The organism is Nitratireductor sp. XY-223 (assembly GCF_004959855.1).
Lineage (GTDB): Bacteria > Pseudomonadota > Alphaproteobacteria > Rhizobiales > Rhizobiaceae > Hoeflea_A.
In genome coordinates this window covers 17,390-33,287 of sequence record NZ_SPNT01000004.1, presented here as the reverse complement: position 1 = coordinate 33,287, position 15,898 = coordinate 17,390, and the positions used below count along the sequence as shown (strand labels likewise).

Sequence of the window (15,898 nt, the reverse complement as noted above, 5' to 3'; positions counted from 1 at the left end):
GAAGAACATCTTGCAAAGGATTATCCGCTAAGCGATTTTTGCGTCGGAAGTTTGTTTCCGGCCTTACAGGATCGCCGTGCCGACACTCGCTCCTCCACAGACATAAAGCGTCTGGCCGGTGACGAAACTGCTCTTCTCGTCTGCGAAGAACATAAACGCATTGGTAACATCCTCGACGGTGCCGAGGCGGCCCACAGGGATGCGCTTCGCAAGCTCGGTTTCCTTCTCGCTGCCCTTCGGGATGATGCCCCAGAAATTGTCGGTGAGGATCGGTCCCGGCGCGACCACGTTGACGGTGATCTGGTGCGGTGCGAGCTCCAGCGCCCAGGTGCGGGCCATGCCGATCATGCCGGCTTTCGAGGCGCTGTAGGCGGTTCGGGTGGCAACGCCCAGCGCGGCGCGCGAGCCGTTGAAGATCACCCGCCCGAAGCGGCGCTCCTTCATGCCGGGAAGCACCGCCTGCAGCAGCGTCAGTGCCGAGCCCAGATGCAGTTGCGCGAGCCCGGTGATGTCCGACGGCTTGGCGTCCTCTACAAGGTTCGGCCAGATCAGCCCGGCGTTCTGGATGAGGTGGGTGACGTTGTGGTTTGCCGCGATCTCCTTGGCGGCGGCGCTGACCGCGTCCGGATCCAGCAGGTCCGCCTCGACCGAGGACAGCCGCTCATGGGCAAAGTCCGGAGCATGCCGCGCCACGGAGATCACCGAATAGCCTTCGTCGAGCATGCGCCGGGCGATGCCCGCGCCGATCCCCTTGCTGCCGCCGGTGATGACGGCGGTCATTGGCCCGCTCATGGCTCTCCTCCATCGTCGGTGACGAGCGCCAGGACCCGCAGCGGACTGCCCGTGCCCTGCTTGATCTTCAGCGGTGCGGCGCAGATGAGGGCCCCGGTGGCCGGCAGCCGGTCCAGATTGTTGAGGCACTGAAGGCCGTAGCGGCCGGCGCCGTGCAGGATGTAGTGGGCCGGGTAGGGCGGCGTATAGTGCATGCCCTGGCCGGCATCGGTTCCGACCGTTTCGGTGCCGAAGCCGCGGATGCCGCGCTCCTCGACGAGCAGCCGGACGGCTTCCGGAGTGGGGCCGGGCGAGTGCGGGCCGTCCTCGCGCATGTTGAGATAGGCATCGCCGCGCCGCTTCGACCAGTCGGTGCGCATCAGCACCCAGGCGTCCTCCGGGATTTGCCCGTGTTCGGCCTCCCAGGCGGTGATGATCTCCGGCGTCAGCTCGAAATCATCGTCCTTGGATGCGCCGTCGGAACAGTCGATCACGCAGGCCGGGCCGACGAACTTGTCGACCGGGATCGTGTCGACGCAATTGTCCGGAAGGTCGCGGCCCGACACCCAGTGCACCGGCGCGTCGAAATGCGTGCCCGTGTGCTCGCTGCAGGTGAAATTGTTCCATTTCCATGCCGGCCCGCGATGATCGTAGGCCGAGACTTCCTCCATGCGGAAACGGGCGCACTGGCCGAATTCCGGCGGCAGCACGATCACCGGAAAGTCCGGGTCCAGCGTATGCGTGAGGTCGATGACCCGGATGGCTCCGGAAGACAACGACTGCGCGAGGCCTTTTAGCAGCGTGGCCGGATCGGTGGCTTTGCTCATCCCTGGCCTCCCGGGTCCATCATTTCGCGTTCGAGGATCTTGGGTCCCGCCCGCCACCGGTCGATCAGGTCCTTCGCCACGTCGCCGACGAAAACGTCCTCGAGCCCCTCCCTGAGGCCGTCGACAACGGCCCTGGCAAGCGCTGCCGGCAGCACCTTGGGCGGCGGCAGCGGCTGGTGCCACTCGTCCTCGGTCGGACCGGTAAAGACGTTCATCACACGCACCCCGCCCTCGATGAGTTCGCCGCGCAGGCATTGCGACAGGGACAGCGCCGCCGCGTTCGAGGCCGAGAAGGCGCCGAATTCAGGCATGTTCGACAAGGCATAGACCGACAGGATATTGACCCAGGCAGCGGCACTGTTGTCGCCGTCCGCGCCGCGGCCGCGCATCGCAGGCCCGAAAGCCTGTGCGAGCCGCATCATACCGAAGAAATTCACCTCCATCTCGTCACGTGCAAACACCACGTCGCCCCGGTCCATGATGCCTCCGGGGCGCACGAAACGGGCATTGTTAACAAGGATATCGGTCTTGCCGCCGATCTCGCCGGCAAGCTCGGCAACCGACGCGGTGTCGGTGACGTCGAGCGGCACGATCTTCACGTTGGCGGTCTTTTCAAGCGCGTCGCGGTGAGGGTAGGGGCGCCAGGCCTCGGATTCGCCGACGAAGATGAGCGACGCGCCGGCGTCGGCAAGCGCCTGCGCCAGGGCCGGCGCGTTTTCGTTGCGCGCGTCGGTGATCAGCACGCGACGGAATTTCGGATCGCAGGTCATTTCGCGCATATGAGGATCGTCCTCCATATTGGGCGTCGTTTTTTGCGGCAGGGCGAAGAGCACGCCCTGTCCGGATTTGTCCAGCTTGATGACGAGCCGCACGGGATCGTCGGCGGCGACATCGCCGTGCACATGGCAGATCGCCGAAGGGCCGACATCGAGGCGGACTGTCCCGACGCGCCAGGGCGCACGCTCGCGGAAATAGACATTTGTGCTGGTGCGGACCGTGGTGTCGGCGATCAGGTGGCCGGCCGGCGAGACATCGGTCCAGTTGAGCTCGACGGAAAGGCACGCGCCGCAGGCGTCGCGCGGCGGATACTGCACCGTCCCGCATTCCGCGCAGGTCTGCAGCATGAAGCGTCCCTCGGCGGCCGCCGCCGCGAGGCCGAGCGCCGCGCGGCTGCGCATCGGCATCGGCCGGGTCGGGATCCGTGTGCGTTTCTGCGGGTTTTTCCTGGGCGGCGGGTTGAGCGGATCGGTCATGCCGTGTCTCCGCTCAGGATGGCCGCGCCGGAACAAAGACCCCGGTCGTAATTGATCATGCCGAAGCCGGAAGCCATCGCCGTCTTGGCGCCTTTCACCTGTGTCGGACCTGCAGTGCCGGTGACCTGGCGGATCGCCTCGACCAGGCCGATATAGCCGCCGGCGGCGCCCGCCTGGCCGGCCGACAATTGCCCGCCATTGGTATTGTGCGGAAAATCGCCCTCGATCGTCAGGTCATGCGCGCGGACGAATTGCGGCCCGTCTCCCTTTTCGCAGAAGCCGAGATCTTCGAACTGCATCATCACGATGACCGGATAGTCGTCATAGGTCTGCAGGACGTCGATCTGATCGGGCGCAACGCCCGCCATGCCGTAGAGTTCGTCGATATCCATCGCCCAGCCGCCGCGCATCTGGATCGGGTCGTCGGGAAAGGCGTTGTGGCGTTCGATGCTCGATCGGATATGGGCATGGGGCAGGCCGGCGGCCCGCGCGTCGTCCTCGCGCATAACGAGGAAGGCCTCCGCGCCGGCAACGGGCATGACGCAGTCAAACAGCGCGATCGGGTCGGAAATCGCCCGCGCATCCAGATATTGCTGCAGGCTGAGCGGCTTTTTCATGATCGCGTGCGGATTGCGCAGGGCGTTCTCGCGCTGCGCCACGCAAATGGCGCCGAAATCCTCGCGCGTCGCGCCGAACTGGCGCATGTAATGATCCGTCAGCAGCGCGAAACAGGCATTCGGCCCGCCCGAGCCATAAGGGTAGGAGGCGTCCTGGGCGAAACGGCTGAAGCTTGAAAGCATGCGCCGGAAACTGTCGACATGGTTGGTATCGCCCGCAACGCAGGCAACGACATTCGCATCGCCCGCCTGCACAGCGCGCGCCGCCCGCCGTAGCGCGACAATGCCGCTGGCGCCGCCGAACGGGATGTGATCGAGCCAACGCGGCGTCAGACCGAGATGCTGGGTGAGGCCGACGGCGGTGTCGGGAAACAGCGTGAAGCTGGAAGCGCAAAATCCGTCGATCTCGGACGGCTTGATGCCGGCCTCCTCGGCCAGTTGCCTCAGCGCCCGGGCGATCCACCAGTGCGCCGTTTCCTTGGAATAACGCTGATAGGGGACCGTCACCGGAACGGCCGCCACGACCCCGTCATAGCCGGCCCGTTTCGCGTTCACGACGGCACCAGGCGCTTTTTCATGGCGCGCGTGTCGACGGTTGCCGGATCTTCGAGCAGCGCCGGCACCAGTTTCTTCAATGCGCCCCGCTGGATCTTCTGCGTCGGTGTCAGCGGCAGTTCGTCGACGAAGGCGACATGGCCCGGCACCTTGTAATAGGCCATGCGCTCCAATGCCCAGGCAACGATCGCGCGCGCCGCTTCGTCCGAGCGCGGCCCGTCCGTCACGATCAGGGCCAGCACCTCGTCGCCGCGCAGCGCATCGGGCGCCGCCGCCGCCGCCACGGCGCGGATTTCCGGGTGCTGCATGAGGACGGTTTCCACCTCGACCGCCGCGATGTTCTCGCCGCTGCGCCGGATGACGTTCTTCTTCCGGTCGACGAAGAAGAAATCGCCCTGATCGTCCCGCATGACGATGTCGCCCGTGTGGAACCAGCCGCCTTCCCAGGCTTCCGCGGTGGCCTTCGCGTCCTTGTAGTATTCGGAAAAGAACCCGTAGCGTGGATCGGGGCCGGCGCGGCGCACCAGCAATTCGCCCGGCTCGCCCGCCCGCGCTTCAGATCCGTCGTCAAGCACGATGCGGGTCTCCACTTCGGCTTCCGGGCGACCGAGGCAGCTTTCCCCGCGGCGGCGCGGCTCCCGGTTGGCGGCGATCACCGCGCCGGCGCCTGTCTCCGTCATCGCCCAGGCCTCGACGAGGGGAATGCCGAACCGCTCCTCGAAGGGAACGTGAAGCTTCGGATCGATGCCGGCCCCGAAGCCGAACCGCACCGAATGGTCGCGGTCGTGCTGAGACGCCTCCGCCTTCATCAGGATCGAGGGCATGACGCCGAGATAGTGCAGGCAGGTGGCGTGGCTGTCGCGCACGCTCCGCCACCAGCTTTTCGGGTGGAAGCGGTCGAGCACGATGAGGCAGCCGCCGACCGTGATCATCGCCATCAGCGAACAGGCCATCGCGTTCATGTGGAACATCGGCAGCGGCGTGATCATGCGCTCGCCGTCTTCGCCCAGCGCGCAGACGCCGCCGGCACTGGCGTACCAGCGTCCGGCGTGCAGGAAATAGCTGTTGGAAAGCACGCAGCCCTTCGGATTGCCCGTCGTTCCCGACGTGTAGAGCATCGCCGCTTCGTGATCGGGCGAGGGCTCGTGTTCGTCCATCGCATTGGCCCGCATTTCAGGCAGTTCCATGTCGCCGCTGATCACCGGAAACCCGATGCCGGACGCCCGGCTGGCGGCCTCGAGATCGGCGACGCGTTCGGGCGTGGCGATGGCGAGAACCGGCTCCGCGTGGCCGGCCATATAGGCAAGCTCCGCCGATTGCAGGTCCGGATTGACCGGCACCACCGACAGCCCCAGCGCATTGAGCGCGAACCAGTGGAGGAAATAGGACGGGCGGTTTTCCAGAAGCAGCATCACCCGGGCGCCGGCCGTGTATCCCGCGGCCGCATACTGATCCCGGATCATGTCCACCGCGTCGAGCATGACGCGATAGGTCCGCTCGCCGGCCTCGATGCCGTAGGCGCTCGCCGTTTCCGGAAGTACGTTGAGGAACGGCCGGTCCGGCCAGCGGCCGGCGGCTGCCGCGAACAGTTCGTAGACGGTGCGGGACTGGTTCTGGTTCATCTGCGTCGTTTTAAACGAAAAGCTGGATATTGCCGAACGCCGCGTCGCTGTTCAGCAGGTCGACGCGCTTCAGCCGGATCTTCAGTTCATCATCCACCAGGACCAGTTCGTGCCGTGCATTGGCGGCCAGCATAAACTGCTCGTCGAGCCGGGTCTCGACATAGTGCAGCGGCGTATGGGTGACGAACAGCCCGTTGTCGCGGTCCATCTCGTCGACGAACGGGCGCGACAGGACGTGGTGGCAGCGGCTCTTCGGCTTCTGCGAGAAGGTACGCTCGCCCTTGAGGCGCTCGACCCGCAGCTTGCGCAGGAATTCGTCCTCGTAAAGCAGCGACGTCACCAGGTGCGGGTCTTCCTGCTTGTAGTCGAGCGGCATCCAGTAGTAGCCGTCCTCGGTCCACAGATCGAGCCACTCGTCAAATCGGCCGTCGTCGATCATGCGGGCTTCCTCGTAGACGAAATCGATGAGGTCGTCGCGGGACGGGAAGGTCATTGCGCCGTCTCCATCGTCATTGTCATGTATTTCTTCCAGGCGTGGAACTGGTTGCGCATCTGCCGCTCGGTTGTGCCGTTTTCCACGGCCGTTTCGTCCATGTCCTCGCCCTCGACATAGAGCCGCTGGACGTTGACCCATTCCAGCCCGTCGGAATGCAGGCCCTCCTGCGCCCGTTCGTACATTTCAAGATCGTCATGGCCGACGACCGAGGTCGGCGCGTTGATGAGCCGGTTGTACATGGCGGTGCGCTGCAGCAGCATGTCCGGCGCGCCGACCAGGCGGTAGATATAGCTTTCCACCAGCGTCTTGTTGGCGGCCAGGGGAATGAAGATGCGCAGTTGCTGGATCGGCCCCTTGATCATGATGTTGGGGAAGTAGACGGTGTTGTGCCGGTTCTCGCCAAGGATCTCCTTGGCCCGTTCCTCGCCATGGGCTTCCACCATCTGTTCGAAATAGCCCGGTATCGCGGAATAGTCGGAATGGATCGAGTGGTGAACGCCGGTGTGACCGTGGCCGTTCGGCCAGGTGCGGATGCCCATTTCCTCGAAGAACTCGTAAGGAGACATGAAGGGCGCGATGACCTCCATCGCCATCGGCTTCTTTGTGCCTTCCGGCTTCTCCAGCGATTCCCACAACTTGACGGCCGTTCCCGCGGAACTTTCGTGGGCGACCATCGGATGGCAGGTGTCCGTCTGGTTTTCCACCAGCATCTTCCAGTTGCACTGGTGCATGTAGCGCAGCGGCGGACCGGCGACCTCGAGCCGGCCCTCCGGCGAGCGGTCGACCATGTTGTCTATGGAGCTGAGCGAGTCGCCGAAGAATTCCTCGAAACCGGGGCCCTCGGCATTGAGCCGGGCGAAGATGAAGCCGCGATAGTTCTTGACGGCGCCGACCGGGGCGAGGCCCTTGGCCGCCTCGCTTTCCTCGAGCCCTGTGTCCTTGTAGCCCTTCTTAAGGGGAATCGCGAGCAGGCAGCCGTCCGTCTTGAACGACCAGGCGTGGTAGGGGCACCGGAAGAACTTGCCGGTATTGCCTTCCCTGTCGATGACGATCTTGGTTCCCTTGTGCGGGCAGCGATTGTGCATCACATAGACTTCGCCATTGGAATGGCGCGCCATCAGCACGGGTTGGCGGCCGATCTCGGTGGCAAAATAGTCGCCCTTGTTCGGCACCTGGCTGTCGTGCCCGACAAACACCCAGGTGTTGGCGAACAGGTGCTTCATCTCGAGGTCGAACACCTCGTCGTCGATATAGACGTCGCGATGCACCTGGGTCGGTCGGATCAGCGCTTCGACCGCCGACCTGTTGCCGCTATACCTGCCCATGGCTGCTTCCTCCCGGTCGATTAGGCTGCGGTGACCGCAGCCTATAGGTCGAGGACAAGCCTTTCCGACTTTGCCCTCGAAACGCAAATCTGCATGACATCGTTGGCGGCGCGCTCATCGTCGGTCAGGATCACGTCGCGATGATCGGGCACGCCGTCAATCACGCCCGTCTGGCAGATGCCGCAATCGCCCCGCTGGCAATCGTAGATCAGGTCGATGCCGGCTTCCTCCAGAACCTCGATGATCGACCGGTCCGGCGGGATTGTAAACACCTCGCCGGTGGAGCTTATCTCGACCTCGAAGGAGCCGCCCGCCACCTGTTCGTCATGTTTGCTGAACAGCTCGAAATGGACGTGATCCTTGTCGATGCCCGCATCGTGGGCGCGCTCGCGCACCGTCTCGATCATGCCGCGCGGGCCGCAGACGAAAAGATGCGCACCGGATCGCGCGGCGGCGACGATCGCATCGAGGTCGATCGCCGTATCGGGCTCGTCGTCGTAATGCAGGTTCAGCGCATCCCCGCAGACCGCCGTCAGCGGGTCGACAAAGGCGAGGGCGCTGCGCGTGCGGCCGCAATAATGGAAGTCGAACGGCCGCCCCTGTGCCGTCAGTTCGCTTGCCATGGACAGGATCGGCGTAATGCCGATGCCGCCGGCGATGAGGACGATCGGGGCGTCATCTTCCGTTACGGCAAACTGGTTCTCGGGGCCAACGGCGGTCAGCACGTCGCCTTCCTCAAGGCCGTGCATGAAGCGCGAGCCGCCGGCGCTGTCCTCCTCGAGGCGCACGCCGAGCCGGTAGGTCTGCGGATCCTGCGTGGCATCCGGCGACGGGTCCGTATTGACCAGCGAATAGGGGCGCTCGCCGCCTTCGGGGAGCTGCACCTTGATATGCGCGCCGGCCCGGTAGGACGGCAGAGCGCCGCCGCCCTCCGGGGCGAGCACGATCGTCCTGATCTGCGGGGTGGCCGCCTCGCTGCTGGTCACGACAAGCCTGAGTTCCGGCATGAATTTCCTCGCCCCGGTCCCGCGTGCGGAACCGCAATACGCGCTCCTTCTCCACCTTGGAACTATGCGTGATCACGATTTTGCCTGTCAAGCTTTAAATATAAAATATTTTATATGCATATATATAATCGAACGCCAGTCGATTGAAAAATTTCCTTGCAAACCGGTAAAAAAGCTGGATTATGTCGCCAGTTTCTCGTCGTCAATGGAGGAATACGATGACCAGACGCCTCAAAATAATTGCAAATGCATTTATAATCTCCGCATGCATGACGGTCGGGGCCAAGGCCGAGGACGTGGTGCTTCGCATGTCGAGCTGGCTGCCGCCGTCGCACCCGATCGTCAAGGGGATGATGGTTCCCTGGTCGCAGGAGATCGAGAAGGCGACGGATGGCCGCGTGAGCGTCCAGATCCTTGACGCGCCGCTCGGCCCGCCGCCGGCGCATTTCGACCTCGCCGCCAACGGTGTCGTCGACCTGACCTATGGTGTGCACGGCTATACGCCGGGCCGGTTCAAGCTGACCGAGATCGCTGAATTGCCTTTCCTGTCCGACAGCGCCGAAGCCCTGTCGGTCGCCTACTGGAAGCTCTATGAGAGCGACCTGGCCGCCGCCGAGGAGCATCGCGGCGTCAAGGTCCTGGGCGTGTTCACCCACGGTCCGGGCATTCTCTACACCAAAGACCGCCCCGTGACGCCGTTGGACGGTCTCGACGGCGCCAAGATCAGGGTTGCCGGAAGCGTCACCAACCAGCTTGCCTCGGGCATGGACATGGTCGCCATCCAGGCGCCCGCGCCGCAATCCTACGAGCTCCTGTCGGGCGGCGTTGCCGACGGCATCTTCTTTCCCGCCGAGTCGATCCCGTTCTTCAAGCTCGACGGGCTTTTGAAGAACGCGCTCGAGGCGCCCGGCGGTCTCTACAATGTCTCGTTCTTCTTCGTCATGAACCAGAACAAGTTCGATAGCCTTTCCGATGCCGACAAGGCGGCGATCGAAAGCGCATCGGGCGAGGCCTTTGCCCGCCTGGCCGGCAAGGCCTGGGATGCCGCCGACGCGGCCGGCCGCAAGGCGGTTGAGGGAAAGGTGGCGTTCCACGAAGCCTCGGCCGACGAGTTGCAGGTGCTTGAAGCCGATGCGCAACCCATTTTCGATGGCGTGAAGGCGAACTACACTGCGGCCGGCCTCGATTTCGAGGCGCTGCTGAACAAGCTGAAGAGCGCAATCGCAGCGGCGCAATGAGCGGGTCGACGGACAGCCTCGCCGCCCGGACCCGGCGATGGTTCCGGCTGGTCACCGCCTGTCTCAGCGGCGCGTTGCTGCTGGCGCTGACCTTTGTGACCATCGTCGACGTCATCGGCCGCTACATCCTTGCGAGCCCGCTCTCCGGAGCGGGCGAGTACACCGAAATTCTCCTGATGGCGATCATCTTCACCGGCCTGCCGGCGGTCTGTCTCGATGACGGGCATGTCACGGTCGACCTGTTCACCGCGCGGCTCAAGGGCGCGTGGCAACGCTATCAGCTCACGTTCGCCCGCCTGTTCGTCTCGGTGGTCCTGGCCGTGGTTTCCTGGCAGTTGTGGAAACACGGCACGCTGCTTGCCGGCTACAACGAGGTCACGGTTTACCTGCGCGCGCCGCTGGCGCCGATCGCCAAGACCGCCGCCGTCATCGTCGGCGCCTGCTCGGCAATGACACTGCTGATGGCGGTGCTTCGCCTGCCGCGCGGCGAGGAAGGCGGAGGCATCTGATGGAGTGGCCGATCGGCGTTGCATTGCTTTTGGTGCTGATCTTCGCGGGCGTTCCGATCGCCTTCGCCATGGCGGCCATCGGTTTCGTCGGCGTTGCCTCGATCATCGGCATCAACCCGGCGCTGACATTGGTCGGCCAGGTCTATTTCGACAGCGGCCGCAGCTACACGCTTTCGGTCGTGCCGCTGTTCCTGCTGATGGGCAATCTGGTGGTCCAGTCGGGTGTCGCGGGGGATCTCTACACGGCCGCCAATGCGTGGCTGCGCCACCGCAAGGGCGGGCTTGCCATGGCAACCATCGTCGCCTGCGGCGGCTTTTCTTCCGTCTGCGGCTCGTCGCTGGCGACCACCGCGACCATGGCACGCATATCGCTGCCGGCGATGCGCCGCTACGGCTATTCCGACCGGCTGGCGGCGTCTTCGATCGCCGCCGGCGGCACGCTCGGCATTCTCATCCCGCCCTCGGTGATCCTGGTCATCTACGGCATTCTGACCCAGCAGAATATCGGCGCGCTGTTCCTTGCCGGTATCCTGCCCGGCATTGTCGGTGTGCTCGGTTACATCATCGCCGTGCGGCTTTCCCTGGTCGTGCACAAGGAGCGCCTCGAGACCCAGCCGAAACTGCCGCTGGTCGAGCGCCTCCTGGCCCTGAAGGGTGTCGGCTGGGCGCTGTTCCTGTTCGTTTTCGTCCTCGGCGGCATCTATGTCGGCATCTTCACCGCGACGGAAGCCGCGGGCATGGGCGCCGGCGGGGCGCTGCTCCTGACGCTGGTGCGCGGCAGGCTGACGCTGCGCGACACGCTGGCGACGCTGTTCGACACCGCCAAGACGACCGCCGTCATGTTCTTCATCCTGTTCGGCGCGCTCTACTTCCTGAACTACGTGAATTTCTCCGGCCTGACCGGCGATCTGCGCAGCTGGATCGGTGCGCTCGGCGCCGGACCCTACGCGGTGATCGCCATGATCATCGTCATATACCTGGTCCTTGGTTGCCTCCTGGAGAGCCTCTCCATGGTGACGCTCACGGTTCCGATCCTTTTCCCGATTGTTGTCGGCCTCGGCTTCGATCCGATCTGGTTCGGCATTTTCGTCATCATCGCGACGGAGCTGAGCTTCATCACCCCGCCGATCGGCATGAATGTCTTCGTCATGCGTTCCGTCGCGCCGGAGATACCGATCGAGAAGATCTTCGCCGGGATCATACCGTTCGTGGCGATGGACGTGGTGCGCCTCGTGCTACTGATCGCGGTGCCGTCGCTGGCACTCATTATTCCGAACTCGATGTAGGGGAAGGCCGATGGTTGACGACGCAAACGGGCCGGAGGTGCCGCAAGACAGCGTCCCACGGCCGCGCACGCTTGGCGAGATCGGCCTTCAGAACTTCGCGCCCTATCTGATGAACCGGATCATGGGTCGCTACAATCAGAGCCTTCACGAACAGCTCGGCAAGGCGGGGCTTTCGGTGGCCAAAATGCGCGCGCTGGCCGTGCTTTCGGTAATCGACGGCCTGATGACCAACGAACTTGCGGTCTACGCGGTCATTGAGCAGTCGACCCTCAGCCGCACCCTCGACGCGCTGGAGGCCGACAATCTGATCCGCCGCGAGGCGGGCGAACGCGACAGCCGCGTGCGGCACATTTTCATCACCGAGGCCGGCCGCGAGACATTCCTCGGGATCTGGCCGATCGTCGCGGATGCCTATGGTGCGATGTTTACGGGCATCGACGCCGACGAGCACGACCGGTTCCTGGCAACGCTGAACAAGATCCTTCGCAACATCCGCAAGCACGAGCTTTAGCCCGGACAGCAGCTTAAAGCCGAACGGTCTTTTGCGGGCGGATCCCCCGTCAGACAGGCGCGCCGGGCGGCGAATTCTCCGTTGTGCTATGGTGAGAAGCGTATCCGCAACAACTGCTTAACGCTGCCGATGTCAATCGGCGTCGACGCAACGATCGACATCAGCGGCAAGGAGGCGGGCACGTGCTTACGCGCTACATAAGCCTTGGTCATTTGCCGGAGGACGACGACCGTCAGCGTCGCATGAAATCGGTTTTTGCCGTTGTCATGATCCTTATCATCCTGATGGACTTGGAATATGTGCTCTTCCGGGATCGATCGGGGCTTGATCTGACAATCGACGGCTGGATCTTCGTCGGATGTGTTGCCGGACTGGTCGTGCTGAAGGTCACACGGCGTCTCGACACGTCCATGCTCGTCTTCGCCGGCATCCTGATCCCCGCATTCACGGTCGAATTGTGGATTGTTGGCAACAAGCACGGCGCGCTTTTCACATTCGCCATTTTCCCGATCTGGTCGATCACGATACTGGGGCCGCGCCGTTCCATTCCGTTGTTCGTCATCTGCCTTGCGGCGGTGGTTTTTTCCGCGGTCATCGAGCCCTACCTGCCGCACATTCGCTCGGCGCTGCATGTAACGGGCGTCAATCCGGACGGATGGGTGTTTCACAGCCCGGCGAAGGAAACCATCGGCCGCGACGAGGCGCTGACCTTCATCTTCGGTCTGGGCCTTCTCTATATGGGTATGTATTCTGCCCACAACGCGCTCAATCGGGCCAATGAGCGCATCGAATACCTTTTGTTCAATGTCCTGCCGCCCAGCATCGCGGCGCGCCTCGCTGACCGCGGCGAGCAGGATTTCCTCGGCGGCGCTGCGATTGCGGATGCCCACGAACAGGCGACGATATTGTTTGCCGACATCGTCGGTTTTACCGAGATCGCCGCGAGGATGTCGCCAGCCAGGGTCGTGGCCTTGCTCGACCGGATATTCGGCGCATTCGACAGCCTCGCCGAGGCCCACGAGGTCGAGAAGATCAAGACGATCGGCGACGCCTATATGGCGGTGTGCGGACTGCCCGAGCCCAACCCGCACCACGCGCAAAACATCGCCGAACTGGCGCTCGCCATGCAGGACACGGTGCGCCGTATCCGCACGGACGAGGGCGCGGCGATCCGGTTGCGCATCGGCATCAACACCGGTCCGGTGGTGGCCGGTATCATCGGGCGCCGCCGCTTCCTCTACGATTTGTGGGGCGATGCCGTTAACACGGCGAGCCGCATGGAAAGTCACGGCGCAAGCGACACGATCCAGGTTGGCGAAAGCACATACGAGGCGCTGAAGGACAGCTACGAATTCGAGGCGCTGGGCGACATTGACGTGAAGGGCAAGGGAAGACTGCCCGCCTGGCGGCTGATCGGACGGCGCCGCTAGACCTCCGCGGCCATGCGCATTGCGGTCACGCGCTCGCGGTGAATGACGTAAAGGCCGGCGCCGATGGTGATTGCGATGCCGAGCGAGGCGAGCGTGTTTGGCAGGTCGCGGAAGATCAGCCAGCCGATCAGCGTGGCGATCGGAATCTCGAGATACTGCATCGGTGCCAGCGTCGCCGACGGCGCGAAGCGCAGCGACCAGGTCATGAGCAGATGCGCCATTGTGCCCAATATGCCGAGCAGTGCCAGCAGAACCCACTCCGAGCCGCTCGGCGTCACGAGAATAAGCGGCTCGATTTCCGTGTTCTGGAACACCAACAGCAGCGCGCCGAGGCCGGCGGTTCCGACAATTCCGCTGACACCCTGGAGGCTGATCGGGTCGACCTCCTTGGCGATCTGGCGCGTCACCAGCATGAAGAAGGAGAATATGAAGGCGACCAGAAGCGGCAGCAGCGCCGGCGCGCCGACCTCCGCGAAATTCGGCTGGATGACGAGCAGCGTGCCGCAAAAGCCCACCGCGCAGGCGATCAGACGGTGCGGTCCGATCTCCTCCGAAAGGACATATTTGCCGAGAAGCAGCATGATGAACGGCATCACGAAGGCGATTGCGATCGCGTCGGCGATCGGCAGGTAACGCAGCGACACGAACATGGCTCCGATGCCGATGATGTGCAGCACGGTCCTGAGCACCGTCAGCCGGAACACGCGCGCCGTCATCCGCAGGCTTTTGCCGGTCAAATAGACAATCGGCACGAGAAGCAGTGCCTGCAGGGCAAACCGGACGATCAGCAACACGCCGAGCGGAACCGTATCGCTGAGCAGCTTGGCGATGGAATCGCCGAGCGGTGCGAGAATACAGAATCCGATCATCAGGAGAATGCCGAGAAGCGGCCGGTCGGAGATCATGGCGCGACGTTAGATGTATGTGTGCTTAAATGCAATTGCAGGGCGAGGGGCGAGGGGTCGGCACGTTTCATGTTTTTTTCCGGCCGCTGCATCCAAACGGCAGGGCAGCGCATCTTTATTGGCAGACACAAAAAAATTCAAAGGAGATCGAGATGCAAGGGATGGGCCTTGACGGACTGGGTGCGGGCCTCGCGGCCTTCGGCTTCTGGATGTTTGTCGCCGCGGTTGTGGTTGCGGGCATCTGGTACGACATCGCCAAGCGGCGGGCGCAGCATGAAACCCTTCGCCGGCTGATCGAGAGCGGCCAGACAATCGACCCGGAACTCCTGGACAAGCTGTTTTCGGCCACGACCGGCGGCGGCGAGCGCCTGCAGCGGGAATTGATGATCTATGGCGTTGTGACCCTGTTTGTCGCGCCGGGCATCGCGCTGCTCGCCTGGTTCCTCAGTCTGCAGTACCCGCCGGCCCTCTATCCGGTATTGGGTGCTGCGGTTCTGGTCGGCTTTGTCGCCATCGGCCTCATTGTCGCGTCGAGGGCGGCCGGGCGCTCGTCTGCCGGAGGCACGTCCGGTCCGGCCGGCCGGCTCGGCAGATAGGCCCGCCAAATGGGGGCAAGGGCCGAATACGGGCAGGTCGCCGAGGCGCTGCTCGCCGGTCTGGCGGGTGCGGGAGATCGCGACGCATTCGAGGAACTGGTGCGCCGGCGCCAGTCCTGGCTGCGCAACCTGCTGCGGCGCCTGTGCGGCGACCCGGTCCTCGCGGACGACCTGGCGCAACAGGCGTTCCTGCAGGCCTGGCGCAACATCGGCACGCTTCGCAAGCCCGGCAGTTTCGGCGCCTGGCTGAAGCGCCTGGCGGTGACGGCTTGGCTTCAGCACTTGCGCGCAAAGGATGCCCTCAGCGAAGCCGGAGAAATCGGACAGGACGATGCGGTTCACGAAGGCACAACGGGTCTCGCCACGGACCTTGACCGGGCGCTGTCGCAACTGCCGGGTCCGGCGCGGCTTTGCGTCGTGCTCTCCTATCACGAGGGCATGACGCACGGCGAGATTTCGGAGCTGACCGGTCTGCCGGCCGGAACCGTCAAGTCGCACATCCGCCGCGGCGCCGAGCGCCTGAAAACAATCTTGTCGGCTTACCGGCAATCACCGGAGGAGACGTCATGACAGATGAACACGACCGGCAACTGACCGCATTGTTCGCCCGCGCCGGCGAGGAACTGCCGGACAATGAATTTGTCCCGGGTGTGATGGCAGGCGTCGAAAGGCAGGCGCGTCTGACGGTCTTGATGCGCATCGCCGCTGCTGCGGCGATCGTTCTGTGCGCCTTCCTGCTGGCCGCCCCGCTGCAGGACATGATTATCGCCGCCATGCACGGCCTGATGTCGCCGCTTGTTGCATTCGATCATCCGCTGCCGGCGCTGGTTCTGCTCCCTGTCAACAATGTGGCCGCTCCACTCCTGCTCGTCTTCATCGCATTGCGCGCCCTCCACCGGCGGATGTTTTTGTGAGCCGGCCGGTCTCCTGACAAGTCGTTGTCAGGAGAG

17 protein-coding genes are annotated in these 15,898 nt (G+C 64.0%); 8 read left to right on the top strand and 9 right to left on the bottom strand.

Annotated features, from left to right (window positions below; translation table 11 throughout):
* Positions 1-63 precede the first annotated feature (63 nt).
* The 8 genes from E4M07_RS15325 to E4M07_RS15290 are packed head-to-tail and all read right to left on the bottom strand — an operon-like array spanning position 64 to position 8,473.
* On the bottom strand, positions 64-792 hold the full coding sequence (locus tag E4M07_RS15325) for an SDR family oxidoreductase (RefSeq protein ID WP_136659253.1): 729 nt from the start codon (positions 790-792) through the stop codon (positions 64-66).
* Positions 789-1,598: a cyclase family protein gene (locus E4M07_RS15320; RefSeq protein ID WP_136659252.1), complete on the bottom strand. Its 810-nt coding sequence runs from the start codon at positions 1,596-1,598 to the stop codon at positions 789-791. Before E4M07_RS15320 ends, E4M07_RS15325 begins: the two co-directional genes overlap by 4 nt.
* Positions 1,595-2,851 (bottom strand): SDR family NAD(P)-dependent oxidoreductase, encoded by a 1,257-nt coding sequence (locus tag E4M07_RS15315; protein ID WP_136659251.1) that lies wholly within the window; start codon positions 2,849-2,851, stop codon positions 1,595-1,597. The genes E4M07_RS15320 and E4M07_RS15315 overlap by 4 nt, the downstream gene beginning before the upstream one ends.
* Positions 2,848-4,023: a thiolase family protein gene (locus tag E4M07_RS15310; RefSeq protein ID WP_136659250.1), complete on the bottom strand. Its 1,176-nt coding sequence runs from the start codon at positions 4,021-4,023 to the stop codon at positions 2,848-2,850. The genes E4M07_RS15315 and E4M07_RS15310 overlap by 4 nt, the downstream gene beginning before the upstream one ends.
* Complete coding sequence (locus E4M07_RS15305) at positions 4,020-5,645, bottom strand: AMP-binding protein (protein ID WP_136659249.1); 1,626 nt, start codon at positions 5,643-5,645, stop codon at positions 4,020-4,022. The genes E4M07_RS15310 and E4M07_RS15305 overlap by 4 nt, the downstream gene beginning before the upstream one ends.
* A gap of 10 nt (positions 5,646-5,655) precedes the next feature.
* Positions 5,656-6,138, bottom strand: coding sequence for an aromatic-ring-hydroxylating dioxygenase subunit beta (locus tag E4M07_RS15300; RefSeq protein WP_136659248.1), 483 nt, complete (start codon positions 6,136-6,138; stop codon positions 5,656-5,658).
* Positions 6,135-7,466 (bottom strand): aromatic ring-hydroxylating dioxygenase subunit alpha, encoded by a 1,332-nt coding sequence (locus E4M07_RS15295; protein WP_136659247.1) that lies wholly within the window; start codon positions 7,464-7,466, stop codon positions 6,135-6,137. Before E4M07_RS15295 ends, E4M07_RS15300 begins: the two co-directional genes overlap by 4 nt.
* Positions 7,467-7,507: 41 nt before the next feature.
* On the bottom strand, positions 7,508-8,473 hold the full coding sequence (locus E4M07_RS15290) for a PDR/VanB family oxidoreductase (protein ID WP_136659246.1): 966 nt from the start codon (positions 8,471-8,473) through the stop codon (positions 7,508-7,510).
* 218 nt (positions 8,474-8,691) lie between these two features.
* On the opposite strand from E4M07_RS15290, the gene E4M07_RS15285 reads away from it, so the two are divergent.
* From E4M07_RS15285 to E4M07_RS15265, 5 genes are all read left to right on the top strand, one after another.
* Complete coding sequence (locus tag E4M07_RS15285) at positions 8,692-9,711, top strand: TRAP transporter substrate-binding protein (RefSeq protein WP_136659245.1); 1,020 nt, start codon at positions 8,692-8,694, stop codon at positions 9,709-9,711.
* On the top strand, positions 9,708-10,220 hold the full coding sequence (locus E4M07_RS15280) for a TRAP transporter small permease (protein WP_136659244.1): 513 nt from the start codon (positions 9,708-9,710) through the stop codon (positions 10,218-10,220). The genes E4M07_RS15285 and E4M07_RS15280 overlap by 4 nt, the downstream gene beginning before the upstream one ends.
* Positions 10,220-11,506 carry a TRAP transporter large permease gene (locus E4M07_RS15275; RefSeq protein ID WP_136659243.1) on the top strand — a complete coding sequence of 429 codons (1,287 nt, stop codon included), beginning with the start codon at positions 10,220-10,222 and terminating at the stop codon, positions 11,504-11,506. The genes E4M07_RS15280 and E4M07_RS15275 overlap by 1 nt, the downstream gene beginning before the upstream one ends.
* Before the next feature lie 10 nt (positions 11,507-11,516).
* Positions 11,517-12,017 (top strand): MarR family transcriptional regulator, encoded by a 501-nt coding sequence (locus E4M07_RS15270; RefSeq protein WP_136659242.1) that lies wholly within the window; start codon positions 11,517-11,519, stop codon positions 12,015-12,017.
* 182 nt (positions 12,018-12,199) lie between these two features.
* Positions 12,200-13,447, top strand: a complete 1,248-nt coding sequence (locus E4M07_RS15265) for an adenylate/guanylate cyclase domain-containing protein (protein ID WP_136659241.1) — start codon at positions 12,200-12,202, stop codon at positions 13,445-13,447.
* Here E4M07_RS15265 and E4M07_RS15260 read toward each other — a convergent pair.
* Positions 13,444-14,352, bottom strand: coding sequence for a DMT family transporter (locus E4M07_RS15260; RefSeq protein WP_136659240.1), 909 nt, complete (start codon positions 14,350-14,352; stop codon positions 13,444-13,446). The genes E4M07_RS15265 and E4M07_RS15260 overlap by 4 nt on opposite strands.
* Positions 14,353-14,504: 152 nt before the next feature.
* Here E4M07_RS15260 and E4M07_RS15255 point away from each other — a divergent pair, with 152 nt between their 5' ends.
* From E4M07_RS15255 to E4M07_RS15245, 3 genes are read left to right on the top strand one after another with little or no spacing between them, the layout of a single operon-like run.
* On the top strand, positions 14,505-14,948 hold the full coding sequence (locus E4M07_RS15255; protein ID WP_136659239.1) for a DUF6249 domain-containing protein: 444 nt from the start codon (positions 14,505-14,507) through the stop codon (positions 14,946-14,948).
* 9 nt (positions 14,949-14,957) lie between these two features.
* Positions 14,958-15,518: a sigma-70 family RNA polymerase sigma factor gene (locus E4M07_RS15250; RefSeq protein ID WP_136659238.1), complete on the top strand. Its 561-nt coding sequence runs from the start codon at positions 14,958-14,960 to the stop codon at positions 15,516-15,518.
* Positions 15,515-15,862, top strand: coding sequence for a hypothetical protein (locus E4M07_RS15245; RefSeq protein ID WP_136659237.1), 348 nt, complete (start codon positions 15,515-15,517; stop codon positions 15,860-15,862). The genes E4M07_RS15250 and E4M07_RS15245 overlap by 4 nt, the downstream gene beginning before the upstream one ends.
* Positions 15,863-15,898 lie beyond the last annotated feature (36 nt).

What these genes read in the sequence shown, in the direction of transcription:
- E4M07_RS15245 (WP_136659237.1), top strand. Translation starts at nt 15,515, where the DNA reads ATGACAGATGAACACGACCGGCAACTGACCGCATTGTTCGCCCGCGCC.
- E4M07_RS15285 (WP_136659245.1), top strand. Translation starts at nt 8,692, where the DNA reads ATGACCAGACGCCTCAAAATAATTGCAAATGCATTTATAATCTCCGCA.
- E4M07_RS15305 (WP_136659249.1), bottom strand. Translation starts at nt 5,645, where the DNA reads ATGAACCAGAACCAGTCCCGCACCGTCTACGAACTGTTCGCGGCAGCC.
- E4M07_RS15320 (WP_136659252.1), bottom strand. Translation starts at nt 1,598, where the DNA reads ATGAGCAAAGCCACCGATCCGGCCACGCTGCTAAAAGGCCTCGCGCAG.
- E4M07_RS15315 (WP_136659251.1), bottom strand. Translation starts at nt 2,851, where the DNA reads ATGACCGATCCGCTCAACCCGCCGCCCAGGAAAAACCCGCAGAAACGC.
- E4M07_RS15300 (WP_136659248.1), bottom strand. Translation starts at nt 6,138, where the DNA reads ATGACCTTCCCGTCCCGCGACGACCTCATCGATTTCGTCTACGAGGAA.
- E4M07_RS15275 (WP_136659243.1), top strand. Translation starts at nt 10,220, where the DNA reads ATGGAGTGGCCGATCGGCGTTGCATTGCTTTTGGTGCTGATCTTCGCG.
- E4M07_RS15280 (WP_136659244.1), top strand. Translation starts at nt 9,708, where the DNA reads ATGAGCGGGTCGACGGACAGCCTCGCCGCCCGGACCCGGCGATGGTTC.
- E4M07_RS15260 (WP_136659240.1), bottom strand. Translation starts at nt 14,352, where the DNA reads ATGATCTCCGACCGGCCGCTTCTCGGCATTCTCCTGATGATCGGATTC.
- E4M07_RS15270 (WP_136659242.1), top strand. Translation starts at nt 11,517, where the DNA reads ATGGTTGACGACGCAAACGGGCCGGAGGTGCCGCAAGACAGCGTCCCA.
- E4M07_RS15250 (WP_136659238.1), top strand. Translation starts at nt 14,958, where the DNA reads ATGGGGGCAAGGGCCGAATACGGGCAGGTCGCCGAGGCGCTGCTCGCC.
- E4M07_RS15295 (WP_136659247.1), bottom strand. Translation starts at nt 7,466, where the DNA reads ATGGGCAGGTATAGCGGCAACAGGTCGGCGGTCGAAGCGCTGATCCGA.
- E4M07_RS15255 (WP_136659239.1), top strand. Translation starts at nt 14,505, where the DNA reads ATGCAAGGGATGGGCCTTGACGGACTGGGTGCGGGCCTCGCGGCCTTC.
- E4M07_RS15290 (WP_136659246.1), bottom strand. Translation starts at nt 8,473, where the DNA reads ATGCCGGAACTCAGGCTTGTCGTGACCAGCAGCGAGGCGGCCACCCCG.
- E4M07_RS15325 (WP_136659253.1), bottom strand. Translation starts at nt 792, where the DNA reads ATGAGCGGGCCAATGACCGCCGTCATCACCGGCGGCAGCAAGGGGATC.